The 15,401-nt window shown below is 72.8% G+C and carries 14 protein-coding genes; all 14 read right to left on the bottom strand.

The window, feature by feature from the left end; genetic code table 11:
* Nucleotides 1–67 precede the first annotated feature (67 nt).
* Nucleotides 68–610, bottom strand: a complete 543-nt coding sequence (gene nuoI, locus BGP03_RS35690; protein ID WP_292853687.1) for an NADH-quinone oxidoreductase subunit NuoI — start codon at nucleotides 608–610, stop codon at nucleotides 68–70.
* Nucleotides 611–1,882, bottom strand: coding sequence for an NADH-quinone oxidoreductase subunit NuoH (gene nuoH / locus BGP03_RS35685; RefSeq protein WP_298801061.1), 1,272 nt, complete (start codon nucleotides 1,880–1,882; stop codon nucleotides 611–613).
* Between the two features lie 41 nt (nucleotides 1,883–1,923).
* Nucleotides 1,924–4,377, bottom strand: a complete 2,454-nt coding sequence (locus BGP03_RS35680; protein WP_292853691.1) for an NADH-quinone oxidoreductase subunit G — start codon at nucleotides 4,375–4,377, stop codon at nucleotides 1,924–1,926.
* The gene (nuoF, locus tag BGP03_RS35675; RefSeq protein WP_298800984.1) at nucleotides 4,374–5,675 is read right to left on the bottom strand and encodes an NADH-quinone oxidoreductase subunit NuoF; all 1,302 of its coding nucleotides are present in this window, start codon (nucleotides 5,673–5,675) and stop codon (nucleotides 4,374–4,376) included. The genes BGP03_RS35680 and nuoF overlap by 4 nt, the downstream gene beginning before the upstream one ends.
* A 4-nt stretch (nucleotides 5,676–5,679) precedes the next feature.
* Entirely contained in the window at nucleotides 5,680–6,387 is a 708-nt protein-coding gene (gene nuoE / locus BGP03_RS35670; protein WP_298800985.1) for an NADH-quinone oxidoreductase subunit NuoE, read from the bottom strand.
* A gap of 34 nt (nucleotides 6,388–6,421) precedes the next feature.
* Entirely contained in the window at nucleotides 6,422–7,738 is a 1,317-nt protein-coding gene (locus tag BGP03_RS35665) for an NADH-quinone oxidoreductase subunit D (protein ID WP_292853697.1), read from the bottom strand.
* The gene (locus BGP03_RS35660; RefSeq protein ID WP_292853699.1) at nucleotides 7,735–8,619 is read right to left on the bottom strand and encodes an NADH-quinone oxidoreductase subunit C; all 885 of its coding nucleotides are present in this window, start codon (nucleotides 8,617–8,619) and stop codon (nucleotides 7,735–7,737) included. The genes BGP03_RS35665 and BGP03_RS35660 overlap by 4 nt, the downstream gene beginning before the upstream one ends.
* 3 nt (nucleotides 8,620–8,622) lie before the next feature.
* Nucleotides 8,623–9,174 (bottom strand): NADH-quinone oxidoreductase subunit B, encoded by a 552-nt coding sequence (locus BGP03_RS35655; protein WP_292853701.1) that lies wholly within the window; start codon nucleotides 9,172–9,174, stop codon nucleotides 8,623–8,625.
* 1 nt (nucleotide 9,175) lies between these two features.
* A complete protein-coding gene (locus tag BGP03_RS35650; protein WP_292853703.1) occupies nucleotides 9,176–9,541 on the bottom strand; it encodes an NADH-quinone oxidoreductase subunit A in 366 nt (121 codons plus the stop codon).
* Between the two features lie 334 nt (nucleotides 9,542–9,875).
* Nucleotides 9,876–10,562, bottom strand: coding sequence for a demethylmenaquinone methyltransferase (locus BGP03_RS35645; RefSeq protein ID WP_296366882.1), 687 nt, complete (start codon nucleotides 10,560–10,562; stop codon nucleotides 9,876–9,878).
* 36 nt (nucleotides 10,563–10,598) lie between these two features.
* A complete protein-coding gene (locus tag BGP03_RS35640; protein WP_296366883.1) occupies nucleotides 10,599–11,990 on the bottom strand; it encodes a DUF6297 family protein in 1,392 nt (463 codons plus the stop codon).
* Nucleotides 11,987–12,679, bottom strand: a complete 693-nt coding sequence (locus BGP03_RS35635; RefSeq protein WP_296366885.1) for an ABC transporter ATP-binding protein — start codon at nucleotides 12,677–12,679, stop codon at nucleotides 11,987–11,989. The genes BGP03_RS35640 and BGP03_RS35635 overlap by 4 nt, the downstream gene beginning before the upstream one ends.
* A gap of 361 nt (nucleotides 12,680–13,040) precedes the next feature.
* Nucleotides 13,041–14,144: a glycosyltransferase gene (locus BGP03_RS35630; protein ID WP_296366886.1), complete on the bottom strand. Its 1,104-nt coding sequence runs from the start codon at nucleotides 14,142–14,144 to the stop codon at nucleotides 13,041–13,043.
* Nucleotides 14,144–15,298 (bottom strand): glycosyltransferase family 1 protein, encoded by a 1,155-nt coding sequence (locus BGP03_RS35625; RefSeq protein WP_296366888.1) that lies wholly within the window; start codon nucleotides 15,296–15,298, stop codon nucleotides 14,144–14,146. Before BGP03_RS35625 ends, BGP03_RS35630 begins: the two co-directional genes overlap by 1 nt.
* Between the last annotated feature and the right edge of the window lie 103 nt (nucleotides 15,299–15,401).

Genomic DNA, 15,401 nt, shown 5'->3' with positions numbered 1-15,401 from the left:
CATCGCACTCCCTCGCTGACGCTCGGTCGGCACTGGGTCCGGCGCTGCGGATGATTCGCGGGCCCGCTCATACGACCTGCTCTCCCACCGGATCGGTCTCCGGGTTCTTCCGTGCCAGGGTCGGGCCCTGCACGTAGTAGTCCTGCTCGTTCTCGCCGAGCCGCATGGGGTGCGGCGGCTGCTCCATGCCCGCCAGCAGCGGGGCCATGAGGTCTTCCTTCGTGTAGATCAGCTTCTGCCGGTCGTCGTCGGCCATCTCGTAGAAGTTGGTCATCGTCAGCGACCGCGTGGGGCACGCCTCGATGCACAACCCGCAGCCGATGCAGCGCAGGTAGTTGATCTGGTAGACGGCGCCGTAGCGCTCGCCCGGGGAGAAGCGCTGCTCCTCGGTGTTGTTGCCGCCCTCGACGTAGATCGCGTCGGCCGGGCAGGCCCAGGCGCACAGCTCGCAGCCGACGCACTTCTCGAGGCCGTCCGGGTGCCGGTTGAGCTGGTGGCGCCCGTGGTAGCGGGGAGCGGCCGGAGGGAAGTTCTCCGGGTACTCCTCGGTGACGACCTTCTTGAACATCGTCGAGAAGGTGACCCCGAAGCCCTTGAAGAACTCGAACATCTACTCGGTCTCCTTGCCGGTGAGTGCGCGTTCCCGGGACCTGCGGGTCTCGGCGGCCCGGCTGCGCAGCTTGTGGCGGGACGGCGTCGGGACGACGAGGTCCAGCGGTGGCACGGGGTAGTCCGACGCCAGCTCGACGACCTGCTCGCGCGGGCCCTTCCGGTCCGGCACGAGGAAGGCGATGATCAGCACGACCGCCACGACGATACCCAGGGTGATGATCAGTGCCGCGGTGCTGCCGCCGGTGTTGCGGAACGCGCGGATCGCGAAGATCAGCAGGATCCACAGCAGGCTGACCGGCACGAGGACCTTCCAGCCCAGCCGCATGAACTGGTCGTAGCGCAGCCGGGGCAGCGTGCCGCGCAGCCAGATGAAGACGAACAGGAAGATGAACATCTTCACGAGGAACGCGAGGAACTGCCACCAGCCGCTGACGTCCGGCAGTCCCGGGATGCTGCCGCCGCCGAGGAACAGCGTGGTGGCCATCGCCGAGACGGTGACCATGTTGACGTACTCGGCGAGGAAGAACAGCGCGAACTTCAGCGACGAGTACTCGGTGTGGAACCCGCCGACCAGCTCGGACTCGGCCTCGGGGAGGTCGAACGGTGCGCGGTTTGTCTCGCCCACCATCGCGATCACGAAGACCACGAAGCTCGGCAGCAGCACGATGACGTTCCACAGGTTCGCCTGTTGCGAGGCCACGATGTCGGCCGTGGACAGGGAGTGCGCGTAGAGCACGACGCCCACCACCGACAGGCCGAGCGCGATCTCGTAGGAGATCACCTGGGCGGCGCTGCGCAGCGCGGCGAGCAGCGGGTACGGCGAGCCGGACGCCCATCCGCCGAGCACGATGCCGTAGACGCCGATCGAGGAGCAGGCCAGCACGACGAGCACGCCGACCGGCAGGTCCACGAGCTGCAGCACGGTGGGCTCGCCGAAGATCGAGACCTCACCGCCGAACGGGATGACCGAGAACGCGACGAAGGCGGGGATCGTGGAGACGACCGGCGCGATGAAGTAGACCTTCTTGTCGGCCATCACCGGCATGATGTCTTCCTTGAACGCCAGCTTCAGCCCGTCGGCGAGGCTCTGCAGCCAGCCGCCGGGGCCGGTGCGGTTGGGGCCGGGACGCTGCTGCATCCGCCCCACCACCTTGCGCTCCCAGTTGATCATGAAGAGCGTCAGCACCACGCCGATGGCGAACAGCGCCACGACCTTCAGGATGATCAGCCAGAGCGGGTCGTCGGCCAGCAGCTGCTGGGTGCGGGTCAGCCCGCCCGCGGGCGCGGGGTCCTGGGCCAGCCAGAGGGTGTTCATGCCGTGACTCCCACCAGGTCGCCGTGTCCGGCACCGAGGACGGCGCGGACGCGGGATTCACCGGAGTTGCCCGGCAGCCACACGACGCCGTCGGGTAGGTCTGCGAGCGCCACCGGCAGCGTGATCGCACCGCGCTCGGTGCGCACCGTGGCCGGCGCGCCCTCGGTGAGGCCGAGGCGCTCGGCCGTGGCGGCGTTCAGCCGGGCGACCGGCCGCCGCGCCGTGCCCGCCAGTGCGGGCTCGTCGACCGACAGCGACCCGTCGTCGACGAGCTGGCGCCACGAGGCGAGCACGGCCTGGCCGAAGCCGGGCCGCTGCGGCGCCGACGCGGCCACGGCGGGGGCGGCCGGGGCGGTGCCGGAGCGCACGCCGAGCCGGGTCAGCTCGCCCGCCGCGGCGGCGGGGGTCTGGGTGAACAGGTCGACGTCCATCTCGACGGCCAGTGTGTCGAGCACGCGGCAGTCGGGCAGCACCCCGTTGGGGTCCAGCGCCGGGCCGAACGGGCGGACGCGACCCTCCCAGTTGAGGTAGCTGCCGGAGCGCTGGGCGTCCGGGGCCACCGGGAGCACGACGTCGGCGAGCTCGGTGACCGCGGAGGTGTGCAGCTCCAGGCTGACCAGGAACCCCACCTCGCGCAGACCCGCGAGCGCGGCGGCCGGGTCGGCGAGGTCGGCGGGATCGAGCCCGCCCACCACCAGCGCGGCCAGCTCGCCCATCGCCGCGGCGGCGAGGATCTCGTCGGTGTCGCGGCCCGGGGTGGCCGGCAGGCTCCCCGCGGCCAGGCCCCAGGCCTGCTCGACCTCGGCGCGCGCGGCCGCATCGGCCACCGGGCGGCCGCCCGGCAGCAGGGTGGGCACGGCGCCGGCTTCCAGCGCCCCGCGGTCCCCCGCCCGGCGCGGCACCCAGCCGACGGTGGCCCCGGTGCGGGCGGCCAGCGCCGACACCGCGGAGTAGAGGCCGGGGACCTCGGCGGCACGCTCGCCGACCAGGATCACCCCGCCGCCGGTGAGGGCCTCCAGCACGTGGGCGGGGAGGTCGGCCAGCACCGCCGCCTCGGCCCCCGGCACGGCCGGGATCAGGTTGTTCTTCGCCGCGGGGGACGCGACGCCGGTCTCGGGCGAGGTGCGCTCGACCGCGGGCGTCGTCCACTGGCCGAGGTGGAACACCTTCTGGCCGTGCTTCTGGGCGGCCTTGCGCAGCCGGAGGAAGACGACGGGCGCCTCCTCCTCCGGCTCCAGGGCCACGCACAGCACGGCGGGAGCGGCCTCGAGGCGCGTGTAGCTGAGCACCTCGGGCCCCTGCCCGACGACGTGGGCGGCGAGGAAGTCGAGCTCCTCGGCCGAGTTCGGCCGGGCGCGGAAGTCGACGTCGTTGGTGCCGGCGGCGACGCGGGCGAACTTGGCGTACGCGTAGGCGTCCTCGACGGTGAGCCGGCCGCCGGCCAGCACGCCGATGCCCCCTTCGCGGGCGGCGGTGAGGCCCTCGGCGGCGGCCGTCAGCGCCTCGGTCCAGGACGTCTCGGCGAGCACGCCGTCGGCGCCGCGGACCATCGGCCGGGTGATCCGGCCGGCCGAGGAGAGGTAGCGGAACGCGAACCGGGTGCGGTCGTCGATCCACTCCTCGTTGACCTCGGGGTCGTTGCCCGCCAGGCGACGCAGGACCGTGCCGCGGCGGGTGTCGATGCGGATCGCGGCGCCACCGGAGTCGTGCTCGCTCACGCCGGGGGTGGACACGAGGTCGAACGGGCGCGACCGGAAGCGGTAGGCGTCGCTGGTGAGGGCGCCGACCGGGCAGATCTGGATGGTGTTGCCCGAGAAGTAGCTCTGGAACGGCTTGTCGGCCGCGACGCCGATCTGCTGGTCCGAGCCACGTTCGAGCAGCTCGATGAACGGGTCGCCCGCGATCTGCTCGGAGAACCGGGTGCAGCGCTGGCACAGCACGCAGCGCTCGCGGTCGAGCAGCACCTGCGTGGAGATCGGCAGCGGCTTGAGGAACGTCCGCTTGGCCTCGATGAAGCGGCTCTCGGTGCGCCCGTTCGTCATCGCCTGGTTCTGCAGGGGGCACTCGCCGCCCTTGTCGCAGATCGGGCAGTCGAGCGGGTGGTTGATGAGCAGCAGCTCCATCACGCCCTGCTGGGCCTTGTCGGCCACCGGCGAGGTGTGCTGAGTCCGGACGACCATGCCGTCGGCCACCGTCATCGTGCAGCTGGCCTGCGGCTTGGGCATCGGCCGTCCACCCATCTCCACCTCGACAAGGCACTGGCGGCAGGCGCCGGCCGGGTCGAGCAGCGGGTGGTCACAGAACCGCGGGACGATGATCCCGAGACGCTCGCAGGTGCGGATCAGCAGCTCGCCCTTGGGGGCGTCGACGACCCGGTCGTCGATGGTGAGCCGCACGTGGCCCTCGGGGACGGGCGTCGTGTCGGTGCCCGAGTCTTGAGTGAGTGTCACGCCATGGCTCCAGCAGGTTCGACGGGTGCCGCGGGTTGGGCCGCGCACAGGTCCAGGAACTCCTGGCGGAAGTACTTGATCGCGCTGGTGATCGGGCTGGTGGCGCCGTCACCGAGGGCGCAGAAGGCCCGACCGAGGATGTTGTCGCAGATGTCGAGCATCGTCTCGACGTCCTCGGGCGTGCCCTCGCCGTGCACCATCCGCTCCAGGATCTGCGCGAGCCAGTAGGTGCCCTCGCGGCAGGGGGTGCACTTGCCGCAGGACTCGTGCTTGTAGAACTCGGTCCACTTCATGACCGCCCACGGCACGGACACGGTCTCGTTGAAGACCTGCACCGCGGTGGTACCGAGCATCGACCCCGCGGCCGCCGCGCCCTCGAAGTCCAGGGGGACGTCGAGGTGCTCCGCGGTGAACAGCGGGGTGGACGAGCCGCCGGGCGTCCAGAACTTCAGCGGGACGCCGCCCTTCATGCCGCCCGCGAGCTCCAGCAGCTGGCGCAACGTGATGCCGAGCGGGGCCTCGTACTGGCCGGGCTTCTCGACGTGGCCGGACACCGAGTAGATCTTCGGGCCGGGCGACTTCTCACTGCCCATCTCGCGGAACCAGTCGCTTCCGCCCAGGACGATGGCGGGAACCGAGGCGATGGTCTCCACGTTGTTCACCACGGTGGGCGACGCGTAGAGCCCCGAGGTGGCCGGGAACGGGGGCTTGAGGCGGGGTTGACCGCGACGACCTTCGAGCGAGTCGAGCAGCGCCGTCTCCTCGCCGCAGATGTAGGCGCCCGCACCGGCGTGCACCACGATGTCGAGGTCGAAGCCCGAGCCGAGGATGTCCTTGCCGAGGTAGCCCATGGCGTAGGCCTCGTTCACCGCGTTGCGCACGCGCCGGATGGGGTGCAGCGCCTCGCCGCGGATGTAGATCGCGCAGAAGTTCGCGCGGATCGCGAAGCTCGTGATGATGCAGCCCTCGATGAGCGAGTGCGGGTCGGCCATCATCGTCGGGATGTCCTTGCAGGTGCCCGGCTCGCCCTCGTCGGCGTTGATCACGAGGTACTTGGGCTTCGCGCCCGGGCCGGTGGCCCCCTGCGGGATGAAGCCCCACTTCATGCCCGTGGGGAAGCCCGCGCCGCCGCGACCGCGCAGGCCGGAGTCCTTGACCAGCTGGATGAGCTGGTCGGGTTGGGCGGTGAGGGCGTGGCGCAGGGCCTGGTAGCCCTCGAGCTCCTCGTAGGTCCCGATCGACCACGAGCGCGGGCTCTGCCAGCGGCGGGTGAGGACGGGCGTCAGCTGATCGGGCATGTCGTCACTTCTTCTCCGGCAGCTCGGGGAACGCGGGCGCGGAATCGGGCATCGCGGGGGCGAGCCAGCCGCGGTCCGAGGCGAGCGCGGCACCGCGCATCGTCTCCGGTGCCGTGGACTGGCCCTCCACGCTGTGCTCCAGGTCGGGGAAGATCCCGGCCAGCTCCAGCTCGACGGTCTTGAAGTCGGTGAGCGGCGCGCCGCGGGTGGGGTGCGGTTTCTCGCCGCGCTGCAACGCGTCCACGAGCGTCTCGGCGGACTCGACGCTCTGGTTGTCGTAGAACTCGTAGTTGACCTGCAGCACCGGCGCGAGGTCGCAGGCCGCGAGGCACTCGGCGTGCTCGAGCGTGATGGACCCCGTGGTGCCGGGCTCCCCCGCCGTCTCCTCGTGGCCGACCCCGAGCTTGTCGGACAGCCGCTGGTAGATGTCGTCCCCGCCGAGCACCGCGCAGAGCGTGTTGGTGCAGACGCTGACGATGTGCTCGCCGCACGGCGTGCGCTTGTACATCGTGTAGAAGGTGGCCACCGCGGAGACCTCGGCGGTGGTCAGCTCCAGCTCGTCGGCACAGAAACGGATGCCGCCCTGGCTGACGAAGCCCTCCACCGACTGCACGAGGTGCAGCAGCGGCAGCAGCGCCGACCGCGACTGCGGGTACTGGGCGATGATCTCCTTCGACCGCTGCCGCGTGAGGTCGTCGAAAACGTCGGTCATGACTGCGCCTCCGCGGGGAAGATTGCGTCGCCGCTCATCGGTCCACGCCCCCCATCACCGGGTCGATGCTGGCGACGGCCGCGATGACGTCGGCGACCATGCCGCCCTCGCTCATCGCCGGCATCGTCTGCAGGTTCACGAAGCTGGGCTCGCGCACGTGGACGCGCACCGGGCGCGTGCCGCCGTCGGAGACCAGGTGGAAGCCGAGCTCGCCACGCGGCGACTCGACGGTGGAGTACACCTGGCCCGCGGGCACGTGGAAACCCTCGGTGACCAGCTTGAAGTGGTGGATCAGCGACTCCATCGACTGACCCATGATCTTGCGGACGTGCTCCAGGGTGTTGCCCATGCCGTCGGAGCCGACCGAGAGCTGCGCGGGCCAGGCCACCTTCTGGTCGGCGACCATCACCGGGCCGGGCTCCATGTTCTTCACAACCTGCTCGACGATCTTGAGCGACTCGTGCATCTCCGCGACGCGCAGCCGGTAGCGGGCGTAGCAGTCGGCCTCGGTGGCCGTCGGGACCTCGAAGTCGTACTCCTCGTAGCCGGAGTACGGCTCGATCTTGCGCAGGTCCCAGGGCAGGCCGGCCGAGCGCAGGATCGGGCCCGTGGCGCCCAGCGCCAGGCAGCCGTCGAGCGGCAGGTAGCCGACGTTCTCCAGGCGCTGGCGCCAGATCGGCTGGTCGGTGAGCAGCTTGTCGTAGTCGGGCAGGCGCGAGCGCATGACCTTGATGAAGTCGGTGACCTTCTCGGCCCAGCCAGCGGGGAAGTCCTGCGAGAGGCCGCCCGGGCGGATGTAGGCGTGGTTCATGCGCAGCCCGGTGAGGAACTCCAGCAGGTGCAGCACCTCCTCGCGCTCGCGGAACCCGGCCGTCATGCCGGTGAGCGCGCCGAGCTCCATGCCGCCGGTGGCCAGGCACACCAGGTGCGAGCCGATGCGGTTGAGCTCCATGAGCAGCACGCGGGCCTGCTGGGCGCGGCGTGGCACCTCGATGCCGAGCAGCTTCTCGACGCCCAGGCAGTAGCCGGCCTCGTTGAACAGCGGCGCCAGGTAGTCCATGCGCGTCACGAACGTGACGCCCTGGGTCCAGGTGCGGTACTCGCAGTTCTTCTCGATGCCGGTGTGCAGGTAGCCGATGACCGACCGGGCCTGCTGCACCGTCTCGCCCTCGAGCTCCAGCACCAGCCGCAGCACGCCGTGGGTGGACGGGTGCTGCGGACCCATGTTGATGACGATGCGGTCGTCGTGGTCGGAGTCGATGAGGGTGTCCCAGTCGCCACCGGTGACGGTGTAGACCGACCCCTCGGTGGTGCGGCGCTCTTCTGCGGGGGTGGGGGTGGGCTCGGTCATGAGTAGGACCTCCGCTCATCCGGCGGCGGGATCTCCGCACCGCCCTTGTACTCCACCGGGATCCCGCCGAGCGGGTAGTCCTTGCGCTGGGGGTGGCCGTCCCAGTCGTCGGGCATGAGGATGCGGGTCAGCGCCGGGTGGCCGTCGAAGACGACGCCGAACATGTCCCAGGTCTCGCGCTCGTGCCAGTCGGCCGTGGGGTAGACCTCGACGACGCTGGGCACGTGCGCGTCCTCGACGTCGAGCGCGACCTCCAGCCGGATGCGGCGGCGGTAGGTGAGCGACGTCAGGTGGTAGACGACGTGCAAGCGCTGCACGACGTCGCCACTGCCATCAGCGGAGCCGTAGTCGACGCCGGAGATCGACGAGCACAGCTCGAAGCGCAGGCCCTCGTCGTCGCGCAGGGTGCGGCAGAGATCGAGGATGGCGTCCCGCTGCACGTAGAACGTGATCTCGCCGCGGTCGATGGTGATCTGCTGGACCGCGCCGCGGGCGATGCCGCGTTCGCGGAGCGCCTCGGCGAAGTCGTCGGCGAACTCGTCGAACCAGCCGCCGAAGGGCCGCTCGGCCGGCGCCGGCGCGTAGCCGGGCAGCCGCAGGCCGCCGAAGCCGGACGTGTCGCCGGTGCCGTGGATGCCGAACATGCCCTCGCGGGCGCGGGACGGGGCCGGACGGGTGCCGCCCTCGGCGGTGACGCCCGTGCGGTTGACCTCGGCGCCCTCCGCGTCGACCGGCGCCTGCTCGACCTCACCGCTCCGGGGGGTCTCACCGCCGGCCGCGCGCTGGGCGGCGGTGTCGGCGCCGCTCGCCTCGGCGGAGGACTGCTCCCCGCCCGTGGGCTCGGCACTCTCCTTGGAGGTGCCCGTCGTGTCGTCAGGCATGGCTCACTTCTTCTTCGCGTACTTGATCGACGACGGGACGAGCTCGGTTTTGTACCCGCTCTCGGCCAGCTCCGCGGCGCGCTTGACGCCCAGCGGCTCGTCCATGATCTTGGCGTGGATCTTGAGGATCGCGTCCATCAGCATCTCCGGCCGCGGCGGGCAGCCGGGCAGGTACATGTCGACGGGCACGACGTGGTCGACGCCCTGGACGACGGCGTAGTTGTTGAACATGCCGCCCGACGAAGCGCAGACGCCCATCGCGAGCACCCAGCGGGGCTCGGGCATCTGGTCGTAGATCTGGCGCAGGACCGGGGCCATCTTGTTGCTCACGCGACCCGCGACGATCATCAGGTCGGCCTGGCGCGGCGAGGCGCGGAAGACCTCCATGCCGAAGCGGGCGAGGTCGTAGCGCGGGGCGCCGGTGGTCATCATCTCGATCGCGCAGCAGGCCAACCCGAAGGTGGCGGGCCACAGCGACGACTTCCGGGTCCAGTTGACCAGCTTCTCGACGCTGGTCAGCAGGACGCCGCTGGGCAGGTTCTCTTCGAGACCCATGTCAGTTCCAATCCAGTCCGCCGCGCCGCCACACGTAGGCGTAGGCGAAGCCGACGGTGACGATGAACAGCACGATCTCCACCAGCCCGAACAGGCCGAGCTGGTCGGCGCTGACCGCGAACGGGTAGAGGAAGACCATCTCGATGTCGAACAGGATGAAGAGCATCGCCGTGAGGTAGTAGGCGACCGGCATGCGGCCGCCGCCGACGACGGGGTCCGGCGAGGGCTCGATGCCGCACTCGTACGCGTCGAGCTTGGCGCGGTTGTAGCGGCGCGGGCCGACGTACGGGGCGGCCGTCACGGAGAACAGCGCGAACGCCCCGGCCAGGGCGAACATCAACACCAGCGGGAGATAAGGATCGAGCATCCGTGCACCCTCGTCGTCTGCAGCCGCCGTTGTCGCGACGGAACGTCTGTTGGGATCTTGCTCACCCGGCGCCGACCCTAGGCCGAAACGCCGTCCCGGCCGGACCCAGGCGAACCTAACTTCTACTTGTGAAGGTTTTCACGAAGTCGGTGTGAGTCTAAGCACGCGAACGGCGGAGCGCGCGACCCCCCGGGGTCCGGAACCGGACCCCGCGGACGCGGACGGACGCCGTCGCGCGACGTCGTCGCAGCGGAGAGGGCATGTGACGACGAACTGCGCACCGTGACGCGCTCCGTCGACCACGTCACGTTGCGGCGGAGACGATCATGACGTACTAGGTGCGGCGGGCCCGGTGCAGCGCCACGGCGCCGCCGACGAGGTTGCGCCAGCCCACCTGGCCCCAGCCCGCCTCGGCGATGCGGGCGGCCAGGTCGGGCTGCGGCGACCAGGCCCGGATCGACTCACCCAGGTAGGTGTAGGCCTCGGGGTTGCTCGACACGCGCTCGGCCACGGCGGGCAGGATCCGCTCCAGCCCGAGGAAGTAGGCGGCGCGGAAGGGCGCCCACGTGGGGCGGCCGAACTCGCAGACGACGAGCCGCCCGCCGGGCCGGGTGACGCGCGCGAGCTCGGCCAGCGCCACGTCGGGGTCGGCGACGTTGCGCAGGCCGAACGAGATCGTCACGGCGTCGAAGGACGCGTCCTGGAACGGCAGGGCGAGCGCGTCGGCCGCCACCTTGGGCACCTCGCGGCGGGCGCCGGCGCGCAGCATCCCGATCGAGAAGTCCGCGGCCACGCACCACGCGCCCGAGCGGGCCAGCTCCACCGTGGACACCGCGGTGCCGGCGGCGAGGTCGAGCACCTTCTCCCCCGGCTGCAGGTCCAGCGCCGCGCGGGTCAGCGTGCGCCAGCGGCGGTCCTGCCCCGCGGTGAGCACGGTGTTGGTGAGGTCGTAGCGGCGCGCGACACCGTCGAACATCGCGGCGACGTCACGGGGGTTCTTGTCGAGGTCGGCGCGGCTCACGGGTCGAGCCTACGGCGCCGCGCCGGTCGCGGCGTGTCAGCCCGCCAGCAGCTGGACCCCGGCCAGCACGACGAACAGCAGCGGGCCCCGCGAGAGCTCCACCAGCATGCCGACCGGCAGCGGCCCGAGCCCCACGCCGGTGTCGACCATCGACCCCCCGTAGGTGCGGGGTGGGCGCGTCGCGAACCGTACGACCACGGCGAGCGCGCTCACCGGTACGAGCACGAGCGACAGGACCGACCCGCCCGCGGGCGCCACCAGGAGCGTCCACAGCACGGCCACCGCCGCCGGGCCGACGCCGTGCAGGGCCAGCAGGTCGGGGTTCGTGCCGCCGAGGCTGCGGCGCAGGCCGCGCGAGGCCGCGACGGCGCGCAGCCCGTCGGCGAGGCCGCCCGCGGCCAGCGTCGCGCCCAGCAGCTGGGCGATCGGCACCACCCGCGGCGGCACGACCACCGACGCCAGGTAGGGCACCACCAGCAGCGCGACGGCCGTGGCCAGGGCGGAACGGGCCCGCGCCATCCGCCGGAGGTCGGCGAGCACCAGCGCGCGGCGCCGGCTGCCGCGCAACCGCCGCGCCCACCGCACGGTGCCGATCGCCTGCAGCCGCCGCTCCCGCGAGACGCCCGTGGTGATCGAGCCGTCCATGAACCCCACGCTCAGCGTCAGCGCCGCGATCAGCGGGCCGGCCGCGGTCACGGCGGTGCGGTCGAGGCCGCGCAGCCGCAGCCGCCCCAGCACGGCGGCCACCACGGCCGGCACGAGCGCGACCACGGCGACCCCGACCAGTGCCTCCGTCGCGGCGCCACCGGGCGGGGCCTGCGGCGCGGAGCCGGCGCGTTCGAGCAGCACGACCACCGCGATGCCCGCCACGGCGGGCACGGTCAGGGCGCCCGCGGTGCGCACCAGCACGCGCTCCCGGCCGCGGCGGACCTGCGCCCACACGGCCAGCACGGCCAGCAGCACCCCGACGGCCGCCGCGGACACCACGAGGCCGACCGCGCCGGGCAGGTCCGCGGTGAGCCCCACCAGCAGCGCCGCCCCGCCCACCGCGGCCCCGGCGACCGCGCCACCGGCCACGACCAGCAGGTAGCGGGACGCGAGGAACGCGCCGCGGTCGATCGGCGCGGCCAGCAGCCAGGACGCCGCGGCCGGGCCGACCGTGACCGGGCCCAGGGCCGGCAGCACCCGCAGCACCAGCGCGAGGCCCAGCAGCGCCGTCGCGGCGCCGAGCCAGTACTGGGTGCCGGTGCCCGGCGGCACCAGCAGGTCGCCGAGCACCGAGCGCAGGACCTGGACGAACACCCCGCCGATGATCACCGTGTAGAGCAGCGTCTGGTAGACGTTCCCGGCCACGGTCATCAGCGACGGCCGCTTCGCGCGGCGCATCCCCCGCAGCCGGGCGCGGACGTCACGCCACCGCGGGGTCACTCGCCGATCCGCACGACGTCGTCGGCGACGGCGTGCAGGATCTCGTCGTCGTGGCAGGCGAACAGCAGGGCCCGGCCGGCCGCCTTCTCCGCCCGCAGCCGCTCGACGAGCCAGGCCCGTCCGGCCGTGTCGAGCCGCTGCTCCGGCTCGTCGAGCACGAGCAGCCGCCGTGGCCGCACCAGCAGCGACGCCAGCGCCAACCGGCGGCGCTGACCGCTCGACAGCGTGGCGGGGAGGTGGTCGGCGGACGCGGTCAGCCGGACGTCGTCGAGCACGGCGTCCACCACCGCGCGGGCGTCCGGCACCCCGTGCGCGCACGCCAGGAGGTCGAGGTGCTCGAGCACCGACAGGTCGCCGAACACGTCCAGGTCGTCGACGAGCACCGCCACGTCGGCCCGGAAGCGCGGATCGGTCTCGGCGCGCTTCTCCCCGTCGAACAGCACCGCTCCGGAGTCGGGCACCTCGCTGCCCACGACGCAGCGCAGCAGGGTGGTCTTGCCCGCCCCGTTCGGCCCGACGACCCCGACGGCGCTGCCCGCGGGGACGCGGACCGAGACGCGGTCGAGCACCGCCTGGCCGCCGAAGGCCTTCGACACCTCGCGGACGTCCAGGACCACCGGCGCCGACGGCGGCCGCACGGCCTTGCGCACCGGCTTCCGCCCCGGCTTCTTCGGCGCGTTCCCGCTCACGTGCACCTCCCGCGACGGACCGTAGCGACGGCGCGCGGTCGGGGGAGACGGGGCCCGCTCACCGCTCGATCATGCTGTGACCCTTGTCACGAGCGGAGGTCCGGCGTAGACATGTCTCAGGAGAAACGGCAGGCCAAGGGCGTATCGGCGGAGAAGGTGCGTCCCCCCGGTCGGTGATCCTGCTCGGGCAACAGGTACCCACGCGGAGCATGCCGCGACGAGGCCGAAGCGTCCTGGGTCTGCGTCGAGGGGCGACACCCGCCCCCCGCCGCCGAGACCACCCACAGGACCCACCGTGCACGCCTGGTCGCCGGTTGGCCGAGCTCACGGGCGCCGCCCCCGCACGGGGGCGGTGCCCGTTTCACGTTCCGAGCGCGGCCAGCATCCGCGTGACGGAGTCCGGCCAGCCGAACCGTTCGGCCCGGGTGCGGGCCGCAGCACGGCGCGTTCCCTCCTCGGCCGCGAGCAGGGTGGTGACGCCCGCCGCGAAGGCCTCCGAGGAGTCGACGGCCGCAGCGCCCGACTCCCCGACGATCTCCGGCAGCGCCGAGCTCGCCGACACCACCACCGGCGTCCCGCTGGCCAGCGCCTCGAGCGCGGAGAGACCGAACGTCTCGTGCGGGCCGGGGGCGAGCGAGACGTCGGCCGTGGCCAGGAGCGTCGCGAGCCGGTAGCGGTCGGGCACGAACCCGAGGAACGTCACCGGCAGCCCCGCCGCCCGGCGTTCCAGCGCGGGCCGCCGCGGCCCGTCCCCCGCCACCACGAGCCGCACGCGGTGCCCGGCGTCGTGCATCAGGGCGAGCGTGTCGATGCTGCGCTCGGGGTGCTTCTCCGCCGACAGCCGTCCGCAGTGGACCAGCAGCACCTCGGCGTCGCGGGCGAGCGACGAGCGCAGGTCGGAGCAGTGGTGGCGCGGAGAGAAGGTCGCCAGGTCCACGCCGAGGGGCACCTGCGCGACGTTGCGGGCCCCGATCCGGTCGAACTCGGCCCGGGCGAACGAGGTGGTGCAGACGACCGTGTCGTAGGCGTCGGCCATCCGCTCGTTGGCCACGTCCGCGACGCGGCGGGCGGCGGGCTCGGGCAGCAGGAACTGCGTCAGCAGCCGGTCGAGGCGCTCGTGGGAGATCACGATGCCGGGCACGTCGTGGCGCTGCGCCCAGCGGCCGAGCCCGCGCAGGGTCAGCCGGTCGGAGACCTCGATCGCGTCCGGGCGCAGCCGCTCCAGCAACCGCGTCACCCGCCACGGGTCGACGGCCCGGTAGCCCCCGGTGCCGGGCAGCTGCGGCGCGGCGACGGTGATCCGCCGGATCCCGGACGGGAGCACCTCGTCGGCCCCGCGGTGGCCGGGCACGACGAGCACCACCTCGTGGCCGCGCCCGGCGTAGCCCGCGCCCAGGTGGTGCAGCGCGGTGCGCAGGCCGCCGGAGCGGGGCCCGTAGAAGTTGGCGAGCTGGACGATGCGCACTACGCGGCAGCGGCGGCCGCCGCGCCGAGGACCTCGGCGTAGTGCGCCAGCAGCTCGTCGCAGACCGTGCTCCAGGTCTTGCGCAGCACCGACCGCCGCGCCGACGAGCCGAAACGGGCGCGGGTGGCGTCGTCGGTGAGGGTGACGACGGCCGCGCGCAGCACGGCGTCGGCGGCGATCGCGTCGGGGTCGTCGGCGTCGGTGCCCACCGGTCGCGGCGGCACGAGGAACCCGGTGCGGCCGGGCAGCACCAGGTCGCGCGGGCCGCCCGCGTTCGGCGCCACCACCGGCACCCCCGAGGCGAGCGCCTCCTGTACCGCCTGGCAGAACGTCTCCGACGGTCCGGTGTGGACGAACACGTCGAGCGAGGCGTAGATCCGGGCCAGCTCGTCGCCGCCGCGGAAGCCGAGGAACGCCGCCGACGGCAGCGCGGCGCGCAGGCGCTCCTCGCCGGGGCCGTCGCCGACCACCACCAGCCGCGTCCCGGGCACGTCGGCGAGCGCGGTGAGCCGTTCCACCTGCTTCTCCGGCGCGAGCCGGCCGACGTAGCCGACGAGCAGCTCGCCGTCCGGCGCCAGCTCGGCGCGCAGGCGAGCGTCCCGTTTGGACGGGGTGAACCGGCTGGTGTCGACGCCGCGCGCCCACTGGTGCACGCGCGGCACCCCACGCTCGCGCAAGGCCTCGGTGGCCCAGCTCGACGGGGCGAGGGTGCGGTCGGCCTGGCCGTGCAGCCGGCACGTCCAGCGCCACGCGGCCCGGGCCGTGAGCCCGAGACCGTACGACGACGCGAAACCGGCCACGTCGGTCTGGTAGACCGCCACCGTCGGGATCCCCAGGCGCCGGGCCGCGTTGAGCCCCCGGAAACCGACGACGAACGGCGCCGCCAGGTGCACGACGTCGGGGGCGAACTCCCGCAAGGCCGTGAGCACGCGCCGGCTCGGCACCCCCACCGGCATCGACGACACGACGGGCAGGTCCACCGCGGGGATCCGCACCACGCGCGCACCCTCGTACTCGGTGGGGCCGTCCAGCCCCGGGGCGATCACCAGCACCTCGTGGCCCGCGCGCCTCAGGTGTTCCACGACCCGTAACACCGAGTTGGTGACTCCGTTGACGACGGGCAGGAAGCACTCCGAGACGATCGCGACTCTCACGGGTGGAACGTGCCCCAGCCGCCGGCCGCGGGGCCGTCGTCGGGTTGACGGGTCGCCGAACACCGCACCAACAGCACGTGCCGGGCCGCACAGTTGGCCCGGT

This window comes from Pseudonocardia sp. 73-21, from assembly GCF_001899645.1.
GTDB lineage: Bacteria > Actinomycetota > Actinomycetes > Mycobacteriales > Pseudonocardiaceae > Pseudonocardia.
This window is presented reverse-complemented; position numbering and strand designations above follow the sequence as displayed.

What these genes read in the sequence shown, in the direction of transcription:
- BGP03_RS35665 (WP_292853697.1), bottom strand. Translation starts at nt 7,738, where the DNA reads ATGACCGAGCCCACCCCCACCCCCGCAGAAGAGCGCCGCACCACCGAG.
- nuoF (WP_298800984.1), bottom strand. Translation starts at nt 5,675, where the DNA reads ATGCCCGATCAGCTGACGCCCGTCCTCACCCGCCGCTGGCAGAGCCCG.
- BGP03_RS35655 (WP_292853701.1), bottom strand. Translation starts at nt 9,174, where the DNA reads ATGGGTCTCGAAGAGAACCTGCCCAGCGGCGTCCTGCTGACCAGCGTC.
- BGP03_RS35660 (WP_292853699.1), bottom strand. Translation starts at nt 8,619, where the DNA reads ATGCCTGACGACACGACGGGCACCTCCAAGGAGAGTGCCGAGCCCACG.
- nuoI (WP_292853687.1), bottom strand. Translation starts at nt 610, where the DNA reads ATGTTCGAGTTCTTCAAGGGCTTCGGGGTCACCTTCTCGACGATGTTC.
- BGP03_RS35650 (WP_292853703.1), bottom strand. Translation starts at nt 9,541, where the DNA reads ATGCTCGATCCTTATCTCCCGCTGGTGTTGATGTTCGCCCTGGCCGGG.
- nuoE (WP_298800985.1), bottom strand. Translation starts at nt 6,387, where the DNA reads ATGACCGACGTTTTCGACGACCTCACGCGGCAGCGGTCGAAGGAGATC.